This is a genomic window from Pseudomonas sp. R4-84, from assembly GCF_054130985.1.
On sequence record NZ_CP096390.1, the window covers coordinates 5,152,657 to 5,165,611 of the forward strand.

Below are 12,955 nucleotides of genomic sequence, written 5' to 3' on the forward strand. Positions count from 1 at the left end.
CGCTGGCCTGCGCAGCAGGCCCCTGCATGCCTATAGACCGACCGCATTGCCCGGTTTGCGACGGCTGCGCAGCCGAGCGGGAGCAAGCTCCCTCGCCACAGGGTTGGATTGAGACTTGAGCGTTGGGCTGAGAGGCCTGGGGTGAATTGAAGATCGTCATCGCGAGCAAGCTCGCTCCCACAGGGGGATTTGTAGCGGTCGCACAATCAATGTCCAACACCGAACCAATGTGGGAGCGAGCTTGCTCGCGATGGCGGCAGCCCAGGCCACCCAAAACCCGTGGTGAGGGAGCTTGCTCCCGCTGGCCTGCGCAGCAGGCCCTGCATGTTTATAGACCGACCGCATTGCCCGGCTTGCGACTGCTGCGCAGCCGAGCGGGAGCAAGCTCCCTCGCCACAGGGGTTGGATTGGGGTTCAAGCGCTGGGCTTGGGAGACCTCGGTTTAATTGAAAATCGTCATCGCGAGCAAGCTCGCTCCCACAGAGGGATTTTTGGTGGCCATACAAAACCGGCACGCACAAAAAAGCCCCGACTCATCATAGAGCCTGGGCTTTTTGTTGAAGCGCTACAACGACTTAGCCGTTGAACACGTCATCCACGCTTTTGAGCGGGTAGTTCTTCGGGTACGGCAGGGTGGCCACGCCCGTCTCGATGGCGGCCTTGGCCACGGCGTCGGAGATCAGGGTGATCAGGCGGGCGTCCATGGGTTTCGGGATGATGTACTCACGACCGAATTCCAGCTTGATGCCGCCGTAGGCGTCGCACACTTCCTGAGGCACCGGCAGCTTGGCCAGTTCGCGCAGGGCGTTGGCGGCCGCGACTTTCATTTCTTCGTTGATGCGCTTGGCGCGAACGTCCAGGGCACCACGGAAGATGAACGGGAAGCCCAGCACGTTGTTGACCTGGTTCGGGTAGTCCGAACGGCCGGTGGCCATGATCACGTCGCTGCGAGTCGCGTGAGCCAGCTCTGGGGAGATCTCCGGATCCGGGTTCGAGCAGGCAAACACGATTGGGTTCGGCGCCATGCGCAGCAGGTTTTCCGGGGTCAGCAGGTTCGGGCCCGACAGGCCGACGAACACGTCCGCACCGTCCAGCGCGTCCGCCAGGGAGCGCTTGTCGGTCGCGTGGGCGAACACGGCCTTGTATTGGTTCAGGTCGTCACGGCCGGAGTGGATCACGCCGGTACGGTCGATCATGAAGATGTTTTCGATCTTGGCGCCCATGCTCACCAGCAATTTCATGCAGGAGATGGCCGCAGCGCCCGCGCCCAGGCAGACAATCTTGGCTTCCGGCAGGGTTTTGCCAGCGATTTCCAGGGCGTTGATCATGCCGGCTGCGGTCACGATCGCAGTACCGTGCTGGTCATCGTGGAAAACCGGGATGTCGCACTGTTCGATCAGGGCGCGCTCGATCTCGAAGCACTCAGGTGCCTTGATGTCTTCCAGGTTGATGCCGCCGAAGGTGATGGAGATGCGCTTGACGGTGTCGATGAAGGCTTGCGGGCTTTCGGAATCGACTTCGATGTCGAACACATCGATGCCGGCGAAGCGCTTGAACAGGACTCCCTTGCCTTCCATGACTGGCTTGGAAGCCAGCGGGCCGAGGTCACCCAGGCCGAGAATCGCGGTGCCATCGGAAATGACTGCAACCAGGTTGCCCTTGCCGGTGTATTTGTAGGCCAGCTCAGGGTCGCGAGCGATTTCACGCACTGGTTCGGCTACGCCGGGGCTGTAGGCCAGCGACAAGTCGCGGGCAGTAGCGGTGGCCTTGGTGAGCTCGACACTCAGCTTTCCTGGACGAGGATTAGCGTGATATTCGAGAGCGGCAGTTTTCAGATCAGACATGTGGGCATTCCGCTTTTTACTGTGTTGGACAGACGGACCGCCGAGGATACGCGCCTCGCAAAGTCCCTACAAGACTGACCAGTCACTCCTGTCAAGCGCCCTGCCCTACGACTTTGGGCCAAGAGCAGCGAAACACAAGGGCTTGATGCATACAATCGAGCAAAGAAATGTCTACAATTATTTTCTCAGAGCACCGGCTGCAACATTGCCGGATCGGTCAGCGGCAACATCCATCGCGCCTGCCCCTGCTTGGTAGCTCCACGTCGAGAGCGATCGATGACCCAACCGCGCGCCTCGACTGTCCGGCCTTGCAGGCGTTTCAACATCGACGCATCGAAATTGCGCTGCAGGTTGGGAGCGATGTGCAGGACAACCGCGCCTTGCAGTTCGATCCAGATACCGCCGCGATTGCGTTGCACGCTGTCTACACGGCCGCTGACCAACGCAAAGCCGGGCGCCTTGATTTGCTCGGCTCGCGTGACCGGGGATTTCTTCCAGATCCCGAGCCTTGCTTGCCGCGCCTGGCGTTCCGCCGCCTGCTGACACTCCACCAACTCAACGTTCGGCGCGACCGCCACCAGGAAACCCAGCCCCTCGGCAATCAACTGTTCTTCCAGGTTTCGGCCCTGGCGGTCGTAGACATGAGCAAGCGTGCGCCCGTAATCATCGCGGTCGTCCCGACCCGGCAATACCTTGACCCGGCCGGCGCTGGCGGCCACCAAGGCCTCGAGTCGCTGGTGCGCCGCCACGGCGAACGGTTCATCAGCACGCCCGCGCTTGCCCAGCTCCGGGCTGTTGAGGCCGATCATGCGGATGCGACGACCGTCCTCGAGGTACACGGTGTCGCCGTCCACGACCCGCTGAACGGCCACTTCGGGCAGCTCACCCGGCGAAGGGCAGGACGCCTGAGCACCACAAAGCCAAATCGCGGACACAAAAAAGGCGCCCGCAAGGGACGCCTTTTTCATCAGTCTGGAATAGCCCGAAAGACTTTCCAAAATGATTAGCCTCAGGCTTTCGGAGTAACTTTGCCGAAAGCACCGAAACGATCGGCGAACTTCTGAACGCGACCGCCGGTATCCAGAGTCTTTTGCTTACCGGTGTAGAACGGGTGGCATTCGTTGCAAACGTCGATCGCCAGGGCTTTGCCGTAGGTCGAACGGGTTTCGAACTTGTTGCCGCAGCTGCAGGTGACTGCAACAACTGGGTAGTCTGGATGGATATCGGTTTTCATGGTGTTTTCCTCAGGCTAGCGTGCCGCCACCCAACACTATTGTTGAATACCGCACGTAATTAGGCCGCGGATTCTACCAGACATCGTCATTCACGCAAGCTATGCCTTGTACCAACCGTCTGCTAGGCTCGCCCCCACCACACCCCTGTGGGAGCAAGCTTGCTCGCGATAGCGGTGGATCTGCCACATGCATGTTGACTGACAGGCCGCCATCGCGAGCAAGCTCGCTCTTACATTGACTTGCGAATTTGTCCGTTTACCGAGATCCCCGCGTGCCCGACGCCATCCTGCGCCTCGCCTTGCCATCGCCCCTGCGCCGCCTGTTCGATTACCGCGCCCCGGCTGGAGTGCCGCGTGCCCAGTTGCAACCGGGCATGCGTCTGCGCGTGCCGTTCGGCCGGCGGGAAATGATCGGCATCCTGGTGGAAGTCAGCGATCAAAGCGAAGTGCCGGTCGATAAGCTCAAGCCAGCCCTGGCCCTACTCGATGCGACGCCACCGCTGCCGGCGCCGCTGCTCAAATTATGCCTGTGGACCGCCCAGTATTATCAGCACAGCCTGGGTGACACCCTGAGTTGGGCCCTGCCGGCGCTGTTGCGCCAGGGCGAACCGGCCGAGGCGCGCCAGGAGCGGTTCTGGTCGGCGGCACCGGGCGCCTCGCTGGACGATCCGCGTATTGCCCGCGCACCGCGCCAGCGCGAAGCCCTGGCGACCCTGGCCCAGCATCCCCATGGCGTGGCGCACCCGTTATTGAGCAAGTTGATGCTCAGTAAGGACAGCCTCGACCTGTTGTTGGCCAAGGACCTGGTCCAGGTGGAAGTCCGCCGGCATGCTCCGAGCGCACGCCATGAACACTGGCTGGCCCAGCCGGAACTGCCACTCAACGCTGAGCAACGGGCCGCTTGCGAGGCTATTCGCGCGGGCTTCGACAGCTACCACGCCTTCCTGTTGGCGGGCGTCACCGGCAGCGGCAAGACCGAGGTCTACCTGCAACTGATCCGCCAGACCCTCGAAGCCGGCAAACAAGCCCTGGTGCTGATCCCGGAGATCAACCTCGGCCCACAAACCCTGGCGCGCTTCGAACAACGCTTCAATGCGCGAATCGCCCTGGTGCACTCGGCGGTCAACGATCGCGAGCGACTGGAAGCCTGGCTCGCCGCCCGGGACGGCGAGGCAGATATCATCATCGGCACCCGCTCGGCGCTGTTCACACCGATGAAAAATCCCGGCCTGATCATCATCGACGAAGAGCACGACGGTTCTTATAAACAGCAGGAAGGCCTGCGCTATCACGCGCGGGATCTGGCGCTGGTGCGCGCCCGTCAGGAAAACATTCCCATCGTCCTTGGCTCGGCCACGCCCTCGCTGGAAAGCCTGCACAACGCCTACACCGGTCGCTACGGCCTGCTGCGCCTCAACGAACGAGCCGGCGGCGCCAAGCAACCGCGCTTCCTGCGCCTGGATGTGAAAAGTCGTCCACTGGATAGCGGTATTTCCGGACCGATGCAGCAAGCCATCGGCCAGACCCTGGCAGCCGGGCAACAGGTCCTGGTCTTCCTCAACCGCAGGGGGTTCGCCCCGACCCTGCTGTGCCATGATTGCGGCTGGATGTCCGGTTGCGAGCGCTGTGATGCACGAATGACCGTCCATCAACGCTACGGCGAACTGCGCTGCCACCACTGCGGGCACTCCGAGCGTATGCCGAGGAACTGCCCGCAATGCGGGAAAGTCGACTTGCGTCCCGTGGGCGCCGGCACCGAGCGCGCCGAAGAGCGGCTGGGCATTTTGTTTCCCGACTATCCGGTGCTACGCGTGGATCGCGACAGCACTTCCCGAAAGGATGCGATGAACAATCTGTTCGCCACCATCCAAAAAGGCCAGCCCTGCATCCTGGTGGGCACGCAGATGCTCGCCAAGGGGCATCATTTCCCCCGTGTCACGCTGGTGTCGATCCTGGATGCCGATGGCGGGCTGTTTTCCGGCGATTTCCGCGCCAGCGAGCGCATGGCGCAGCTGATCGTCCAGGTCGCAGGCCGCGCCGGGCGCGCCGAAGAGCCAGGCAAAGTGATCATCCAGACCCACCTGGCGGATCATCCGCTGCTGATACAACTGACCGAGCAAGGCTATTTTGCCTTCGCCGAGCAGGCGTTGAGCGAACGCCGAGGCGCCGGGCTGCCACCGTTCGCCCATCTGGCGCTGTTGCGGGCCGAGGCTCACAAACCGGGGCAGGCTGAAGGTTTTCTGGATGAAGCGTGCAGCGAGGCGGAGCGTCTGTTGGCGGAACAGAACCTCACCGGCATCGAACTCTTGGGCCCGGTGCCAGCGCCGATGGAACGACGCGCCGGGCGCTATCGTGCCCAGCTCTTATTGCAGGCCAATGCCCGGGCGCCGCTGCATCGGCTGTTGAATGCCTGGTTGCTGGTGCTCGAACAGATGCCCAGCGGGCGGGCGGTGCGCTGGTCGCTGGATGTGGATCCGGTGGATTTGTACTGACCCAGACGCCGCCTTCGCGAGCAGGCTCGCTCCCACGGAAACCTCATTTCAATGTGGGAGCGAGCCGGCTCGCGAAGGCGTCCGAACAACCACCACACATCCCCAACCAACCCGCTACAGTTGGCAAGCTCGCCCGCGCCACGGATAATGCCCAGTTTTTCCACCAGCGCATCGAAGCGCCGCCGCGCCTGCGGTTGAAAGAGAAGACCATGAAAGACACCATTCGCCAGCTCATCCAGCAAGCCATCACCCAACTCGTCACTGAAGGTGTGCTGCCAGAAGGCCTGTCGCCGGCGATTCAGGTCGAGAACACCCGCGACAAGACCCACGGCGACTTCGCCAGCAACATCGCGATGATGCTCGCCAAGCCGGCCGGCATGAAGCCTCGCGACCTGGCGGAAAAGATCATCGCAGCGCTGCCGGCCGACGAGAACGTCAGCAAGGCCGATATCGCCGGCCCAGGCTTTATCAATTTCTTCCAGAACACCCAGGCCCTGGCCTCGCGTCTCGACGCGGCCCTGGCCGACGCGCGCCTTGGCGTACGCAAGGCCGGGCCATTGCAGCGCACCGTAGTCGACCTCTCGGCCCCTAACCTCGCCAAGGAAATGCACGTCGGCCACCTGCGCTCGACCATCATTGGCGACGGCGTGGCGCGCGTGCTGGAGTTTCTCGGCGACACCGTGATCCGCCAGAACCACGTCGGCGACTGGGGCACGCAGTTCGGCATGCTGATGGCCTATCTGCAGGAAAACCCCATCACCAGCGACGAGCTGTCGGACCTGGAAAACTTCTACCGCGCCGCCAAGCAACGCTTCGACGAATCGCCCGAGTTCGCCGACCGCGCCCGTGGCCTGGTGGTCAAGCTGCAGGCCGGCGATGCCGAGTGCCTGGCGCTGTGGACCAAGTTCAAGGACATCTCCCTGTCCCACTGCCAGAAAATCTACGAGCTGCTGAACGTCAAGCTGACCATGGCCGACGTGATGGGCGAGAGCGCCTACAACGATGACTTGGTCAACGTGGTCAACGACCTTCGCGCCAAGGGCATGCTGGTAGAAAGCAACGGCGCCCAGTGCGTGTTCCTGGAGCAGTTCAAGACCGCCGATGGCGAGCCCCTGCCGGTGATCATCGTCAAAGCCGACGGCGGCTACCTCTATGCCACCACCGACCTGGCGGCCGTACGCTACCGCAACGGCGTGCTCAAGGCCGATCGGGTGTTGTATTTCGTCGACCAGCGCCAAGCCCTGCACTTCCAGCAAGTGTTCGAAGTGGCGCGCCTGGCTGGCTTCGTGACCCACCCGATGGAAATGGAGCACATGGGCTTCGGCACCATGAACGGCGCCGACGGCCGCCCATTCAAGACCCGCGACGGCGGCACCGTAAAATTGATCGACCTGCTGACCGAAGCCCAGGACCGCGCTTACACCTTGGTCAAGGGCAAGAACCCGGACCTGGCCGAAGACGAACTGCGCAACATTGCCAAGGTCGTCGGCATCGACGCGGTGAAGTACGCCGACCTGTCGAAACACCGCACCAGCGACTACAGCTTCAACTTCGACCTGATGCTCAACTTCGAAGGCAACACCGCGCCGTACCTGTTGTACGCCTACACTCGCGTGGCGGGGGTGTTCCGCAAGCTCGGCAAACGCTTCGACGAAGTGGAGGGTCAGATTGTCCTCGAGGCCGCCCACGAGCAGGAACTCGCGGCCAGGCTGGCCCAGTTCGGCGAGGTGCTGAACAACGTCGCCGACAAAGGTACACCGCATACTTTGTGTGCCTACCTGTACGACGTCGCTGGCCTGTTCTCCAGCTTCTATGAGAACTGCCCGATCCTCAGCGCCGACACCCCGGCACAAATGCAGAGCCGCTTGCGCCTCGCCGCGCTGACCGGACGTACGCTCAAGCAAGGCCTGGAACTGCTGGGCCTGGAAACCCTGGAGCGCATGTAAGTTGGCCGCCAAGAAAAAACCTGCACCCAAACGCGGCGCCAGTCGTTACCAGCCCCCGGCCAAAAAGCCGATTCCGGGCTGGTTGTGGATGGCCATCGGCTTGACCGTCGGCGCTTTCATTGTCTTTCTGATGAAGCTGGAGCCGGGCCAGGGCGATGACGTCAAGCGCGTGCGGCAAGAGCAGCAGAAAGCCACGCGGATCGCCGAGGCCAACAAGACCCCGCCGAGCCCGACGCAACCGGTGAAGCCGAAGTACGACTTCTATACCCTGCTGCCGGAATCGGAAGTCATCGTGCCGCCCGATGCCGTGCCGGAGAAAACCCTGCCGACACCACAAGTGCCTCAGGTGCCGGCCACACCGGTGACCCCGGCCGAAGCCGCCAAGATCGACACCGCCCGCGCCCAGGCGGCCCTGGCCGGCATCACGCCGCCACCCGCGCCGCCCGTACAAAAGGCTGCGCCAGTGACGAAGTTCTTCTTGCAAGCCGGCTCGTTCCGCAAGGAAGCCGATGCCGACAAGGTCCGGGCGCAGATCATTTTGCTGGGCCAGTCGGTTTCGGTGGAATCCGGCACGGTGAAGGACGAAACCTGGTACCGGGTATTGGTTGGCCCGTTCAGCAATCGGGAAGAGCTGACCAAGGCCCAGAAACAACTGGCCGGCAGCGGTTTCAGCAACCTGTTGTTACAACAACGCCAGAGCCGCTGATTCCAACGAAGGCATTTATGGCTGCGAGGCTTTTCGTGGCGAGGGAGCTTGCTCCCGCTGGGCTGCGTAGCAGCCCTAAAAGCTTGGGACCACTGCGCGGTCCAGCGGGAGCAAGCTCCCTCGCCACAAAGAAGTCCTCTGCCAAAAACAGCGAGGGACCACTCATCCCCTCCGCACCCTTGCAGTTGAAAAACCCCACGCCACCCCCATATGAGTTCCATCCGGGCATTTTCGCCCCGCTGCGTGGAGACTCTTCCCTTGACCACCATCGTTTCAGTCCGCCGTCACGGCAAAGTCGTCATGGGCGGCGACGGCCAGGTTTCACTGGGCAACACCGTGATGAAAGGCAACGCGAAGAAAGTCCGCCGCCTGTACCACGGCCAGGTCATCGCCGGTTTCGCCGGGGCCACCGCCGATGCCTTCACCCTGTTCGAACGTTTTGAAGGCCAGCTTGAAAAACACCAGGGCCACCTGATCCGCGCCGCCGTCGAGCTGGCGAAGGAATGGCGTACCGACCGCTCCCTGAGCCGCCTCGAAGCGATGCTCGCGGTCGCAAACAAGGATGCCTCGCTGATCATCACCGGCAACGGTGACGTCGTTGAGCCTGAAGACGGCTTGATCGCCATGGGTTCCGGTGGGGCCTACGCCCAGGCCGCCGCCAGCGCCCTGTTGAAAAAAACCGACCTGTCGGCCCGGGAAATCGTTGAGACAGCCCTTGGCATTGCCGGCGACATCTGTGTCTTCACCAACCACACCCAGACCATTGAGGAGCAGGACCTCGCGGAGTGAGCCCATCCAGGCCCAGACTTCCGCTTGAGGACCGCCAATTATTATGTCCATGACTCCCCGCGAAATCGTCCACGAACTCAATCGCCATATCATCGGCCAGGACGATGCCAAGCGCGCCGTCGCCATTGCCCTGCGCAACCGCTGGCGCCGGATGCAGTTGCCTGAAGAACTGCGCGTCGAAGTAACACCCAAGAACATCCTGATGATCGGCCCGACCGGTGTCGGCAAGACCGAGATCGCCCGTCGCCTGGCCAAGCTCGCCAATGCGCCATTCATCAAGGTCGAGGCCACCAAGTTCACCGAGGTGGGCTACGTGGGCCGCGACGTCGAGTCGATCATTCGCGACCTGGCCGATGCCGCTATCAAGCTGCTGCGCGAGCAGGAAATCACCAAGGTTCGCCATCGCGCCGAAGACGCCGCCGAAGAACGCATCCTCGATGCGCTTCTGCCGCCTGCGCGCATGGGCTTCAACGCCGACTCCGCCGCGACCCAGGATTCCAACACCCGCCAACTGTTCCGCAAGCGCCTGCGCGAAGGCCAGCTGGACGACAAGGAGATCGAGATCGAAGTGGCCGAGATGGCCGGTGTCGACATCTCCGCGCCGCCGGGCATGGAAGAGATGACCAACCAGCTGCAGAGCCTGTTCGCCAACATGGGCAAGGGCAAGAAGAAAAGCCGCAAGCTCAAGGTCAAGGAAGCGCTGAAGCTGGTGCGCGATGAAGAGGCCAGCCGCCTGGTCAACGAAGAAGAATTGAAGGCCAAGGCCCTGGAAGCGGTCGAGCAGCATGGCATCGTGTTCATCGACGAGATCGACAAGGTCGCCAAGCGCGGCAACGTCGGCGGCGCCGATGTGTCCCGCGAAGGCGTGCAACGCGACCTGCTGCCGCTGATCGAAGGCTGCACGGTCAATACCAAGCTGGGCATGGTCAAGACCGACCACATCCTGTTCATCGCTTCCGGCGCGTTCCACCTGAGCAAGCCGAGCGACCTGGTTCCTGAGTTGCAGGGCCGCTTGCCGATTCGTGTTGAACTCAAGGCGCTGTCGCCGGAAGATTTCGAACGCATCCTGAGCGAGCCCCATGCGTCGCTGACCGAGCAATACTGCGCGCTGCTCAAGACCGAAGGCCTGAACATCGAGTTCGCGCCCGAAGGCATCAAGCGCCTGGCGCAGATCGCCTGGCAGGTCAACGAAAAGACCGAGAACATCGGTGCCCGCCGCCTGCACACGCTGCTTGAGCGTCTGCTCGAGGAAGTCTCGTTCAGCGCCGGCGACCTGGCCAGCGCCCACAACGAAGCGCCGATCCGCATCGACGCCGAGTACGTCAACAGCCACCTGGGTGAGTTGGCGCAGAACGAAGACCTGTCGCGCTATATCCTGTAAGCCACCGACAGGTTTCCCCGGACCTGTGGGAGCGAGCTTGCTCGCGATGGCGGCACAACATTCAATCCATGTATTGACTGTCAAACCGCTATCGCGAGCAAGCTCGCTCCCACATGAACCCCGTCGTTTTGCAGATCAACGCGTCCTTCAGAGACGGATCATAGGCCATGACCAAACTCCCCACCGCCATCAACCTGCACAAAGCCTCCAAGACCCTGACGCTCAAGTACGCGCCAGACGAGGAATACCACCTGCCAGCGGAATTCCTGCGGGTGCACTCGCCCTCCGCCGAGGTCCAGGGCCACGGCAAGCCCATCCTGCAATACGGCAAGCTCGGCGTCGGCCTGACCAAGGTTGAACCGGCCGGCCAGTACGCACTGAAATTGACCTTCGACGACGGCCATGACAGCGGATTGTTCACCTGGGACTACCTGTATCAGTTGGCAGTGCGCCAGGAAGTCCTGTGGAACGATTATCTCGCCGAGCTCAAGGCCGCCGGAAAAACCCGCGATCCGAACGAGTCCGTCGTCAAGCTGATGCTCTAGCTCAAGGGCTGGCGCTTTAGGGCGAATTTTCTAGACTCATCTGCTTGAATGCCCGCGCAGCATCGTCAATGACTGGCCTGCTTGCGAAAAAAATTAAACTCGGGTAACCAATGGAGCTGGCAAGTTCCCTGCAAAGGAACCGGCGAGTTCCTGGCACACGTTTCCTCATTGCCCTCGATGCGGAATTAATGGTCACCCCGAGCAGCGTACCTGGTATTGGCCTTGCGGCTTCACGGCACGGCCCCGGTACTCGTCTGAAGGACAATGGAGCGTCGTAGATGAGCAACAAGAACAACGATGAGTTGAAATACCAAGCCTCGGAAAACACCCTGGGCTTGAATCCCGTCGTCGGCTTGCGCAGGAAGGACCTGCTGGCCTCTGCCCGGATGGTGCTGACCCAGACCATCAGACAACCCCTTCACAGCGTCAAGCATGTGGCCCATTTCGGCGCTGAGCTGAGGAAGGTCCTGTTCGGCAAGTCCGAGTTGCAGCCCACCAGCGACGACCGTCGTTTCGCCGATCCGGCCTGGAGCCAGAACCCGCTCTACAAACGCTACCTGCAAACCTACCTGGCGTGGCGCAAGGAGCTGCACGCCTGGATCGACGACAGCAGCCTCTCGCCCCAGGACATCAGCCGCGGGCATTTCGTGATCAACCTGATGACCGAGGCGATGGCCCCGACCAACTCGGCGGCCAACCCGGCGGCGGTCAAGCGCTTCTTCGAAACCGGCGGCAAGAGCCTGCTCGACGGTTTGTCCCACCTGGCAAAAGACTTGGTACACAACGGCGGTATGCCGAGCCAGGTCGACATGGGCGCCTTCGAAGTCGGCAAGAGCCTGGGCGTGACGGAAGGCGCCGTGGTGTTTCGCAACGATGTGCTGGAGCTGATCCAGTACCGCCCCATCACCGAGCAGGTGCATGAGCGGCCGCTGCTGGTGGTCCCGCCGCAAATCAACAAGTTCTATGTATTCGACCTGAGCCCGGATAAGAGCCTGGCGCGCTTCTGCCTGCGCAGCAACGTGCAGACATTCATCATCAGTTGGCGCAACCCCACCAAGGCGCAGCGCGAGTGGGGCCTGTCGACTTATATCGAAGCGCTCAAGGAAGCGGTGGACGTTGTCACGGCCATCACCGGCAGCAAGGACGTCAACATGCTGGGCGCCTGCTCGGGCGGCATCACCTGCACCGCGCTGCTGGGCCATTACGCCGCGCTCGGCGAGAAGAAGGTCAATGCCCTGACGCTGCTGGTGAGTGTGCTGGACACGACCCTGGACACCGACGTGGCCCTGTTCGTCGACGAGCAGACCCTGGAAGCGGCCAAGCGCCATTCCTACCAGGCCGGCGTACTGGAAGGCCGCGACATGGCCAAGGTCTTCGCCTGGATGCGTCCCAACGACCTGATCTGGAATTACTGGGTCAACAACTACCTGCTGGGCAACGAACCACCGGTGTTCGACATTCTCTTCTGGAACAACGACACCACGCGACTGCCGGCGGCGTTCCATGGCGACCTCATCGAGATGTTCAAGAACAACCCGCTGACCCGCCCCAATGCACTGGAAGTATGCGGTACGCCGATCGACCTCAAGCAGGTCACTGCCGACATCTTTTCCCTGGCCGGCACCAACGACCACATCACGCCTTGGAAGTCCTGCTACAAGTCGGCGCAGCTGTTTGGCGGCAAGGTTGATTTCGTGTTGTCGAGCAGCGGCCACATCCAGAGCATCCTCAACCCGCCGGGCAACCCCAAGTCGCGCTACATGACCAGCGAGGACATGCCGGCCAAGGCCGAGGACTGGATGGAAAACTCCACCAAGCACACCGACTCCTGGTGGCTGCACTGGCAAGCCTGGCAGGCCGAGCGCTCGGGCAAGCTGAAGAAAGCGCCCTCGGTGCTGGGTAACAAGACCTACGTGGCCGGTGAGGCGGCGCCGGGCACTTACGTGCATGAAAGATAGCTGTGAACTTCAAGCTACAAGCGCCTTAACTTGAAGCTTGAAGCTTGAAGCTTGAAGCTT

10 protein-coding genes are annotated in these 12,955 nt (G+C 62.0%); 7 read left to right on the forward strand and 3 right to left on the reverse strand.

All coding sequences use genetic code 11. The features are described from left to right. Positions 1 to 575 precede the first annotated feature (575 nt). From M1D68_RS23305 to rpmE, 3 genes are all read right to left on the reverse strand, one after another. Positions 576 to 1,844, reverse strand: a complete 1,269-nt coding sequence (locus M1D68_RS23305; protein ID WP_420767038.1) for a malic enzyme-like NAD(P)-binding protein — start codon at positions 1,842 to 1,844, stop codon at positions 576 to 578. 185 nt (positions 1,845 to 2,029) lie between these two features. Further along, on the reverse strand, positions 2,030 to 2,812 hold the full coding sequence (locus M1D68_RS23310) for a thermonuclease family protein (RefSeq protein ID WP_420767037.1): 783 nt from the start codon (positions 2,810 to 2,812) through the stop codon (positions 2,030 to 2,032). A 41-nt stretch (positions 2,813 to 2,853) separates the two neighbouring features. Next, a complete protein-coding gene (gene rpmE / locus M1D68_RS23315; RefSeq protein WP_305497356.1) occupies positions 2,854 to 3,078 on the reverse strand; it encodes a 50S ribosomal protein L31 in 225 nt (74 codons plus the stop codon). Between the two features lie 272 nt (positions 3,079 to 3,350). Between rpmE and M1D68_RS23320 the strand changes: the two genes are divergently transcribed. The 7 genes from M1D68_RS23320 to phaC all read left to right on the forward strand — a co-directional run bounded on the left by M1D68_RS23320 (position 3,351) and on the right by phaC (position 12,895). Next, on the forward strand, positions 3,351 to 5,570 hold the full coding sequence (locus tag M1D68_RS23320; protein WP_457968516.1) for a primosomal protein N': 2,220 nt from the start codon (positions 3,351 to 3,353) through the stop codon (positions 5,568 to 5,570). 209 nt (positions 5,571 to 5,779) lie between these two features. Beyond that, entirely contained in the window at positions 5,780 to 7,516 is a 1,737-nt protein-coding gene (gene argS / locus M1D68_RS23325; RefSeq protein ID WP_420767035.1) for an arginine--tRNA ligase, read from the forward strand. Position 7,517: 1 nt separating this feature from the next. Then, positions 7,518 to 8,222: an SPOR domain-containing protein gene (locus tag M1D68_RS23330; RefSeq protein WP_420767034.1), complete on the forward strand. Its 705-nt coding sequence runs from the start codon at positions 7,518 to 7,520 to the stop codon at positions 8,220 to 8,222. Positions 8,223 to 8,480: 258 nt separating this feature from the next. Beyond that, positions 8,481 to 9,011, forward strand: coding sequence for an ATP-dependent protease subunit HslV (gene hslV / locus M1D68_RS23335; protein ID WP_007968352.1), 531 nt, complete (start codon positions 8,481 to 8,483; stop codon positions 9,009 to 9,011). Positions 9,012 to 9,054: 43 nt separating this feature from the next. Then, positions 9,055 to 10,392: an ATP-dependent protease ATPase subunit HslU gene (gene hslU, locus M1D68_RS23340; RefSeq protein ID WP_039592417.1), complete on the forward strand. Its 1,338-nt coding sequence runs from the start codon at positions 9,055 to 9,057 to the stop codon at positions 10,390 to 10,392. 167 nt (positions 10,393 to 10,559) lie between these two features. Then, positions 10,560 to 10,937: a gamma-butyrobetaine hydroxylase family protein gene (locus M1D68_RS23345; RefSeq protein WP_420767033.1), complete on the forward strand. Its 378-nt coding sequence runs from the start codon at positions 10,560 to 10,562 to the stop codon at positions 10,935 to 10,937. A 278-nt stretch (positions 10,938 to 11,215) separates the two neighbouring features. Beyond that, positions 11,216 to 12,895, forward strand: coding sequence for a class II poly(R)-hydroxyalkanoic acid synthase (phaC, locus tag M1D68_RS23350; RefSeq protein ID WP_434561082.1), 1,680 nt, complete (start codon positions 11,216 to 11,218; stop codon positions 12,893 to 12,895). The last annotated feature ends 60 nt before the right edge of the window (positions 12,896 to 12,955 follow it).

Excerpts from the sequence above, each read along its gene's own strand:
- M1D68_RS23305 (WP_420767038.1), bottom strand. The coding sequence starts at position 1,844 with ATGTCTGATCTGAAAACTGCCGCTCTCGAATATCACGCTAATCCTCGT.
- M1D68_RS23310 (WP_420767037.1), bottom strand. The coding sequence starts at position 2,812 with ATGAAAAAGGCGTCCCTTGCGGGCGCCTTTTTTGTGTCCGCGATTTGG.
- rpmE (WP_305497356.1), bottom strand. The coding sequence starts at position 3,078 with ATGAAAACCGATATCCATCCAGACTACCCAGTTGTTGCAGTCACCTGC.
- argS (WP_420767035.1), top strand. The coding sequence starts at position 5,780 with ATGAAAGACACCATTCGCCAGCTCATCCAGCAAGCCATCACCCAACTC.
- hslU (WP_039592417.1), top strand. The coding sequence starts at position 9,055 with ATGTCCATGACTCCCCGCGAAATCGTCCACGAACTCAATCGCCATATC.
- M1D68_RS23345 (WP_420767033.1), top strand. The coding sequence starts at position 10,560 with ATGACCAAACTCCCCACCGCCATCAACCTGCACAAAGCCTCCAAGACC.
- phaC (WP_434561082.1), top strand. The coding sequence starts at position 11,216 with ATGAGCAACAAGAACAACGATGAGTTGAAATACCAAGCCTCGGAAAAC.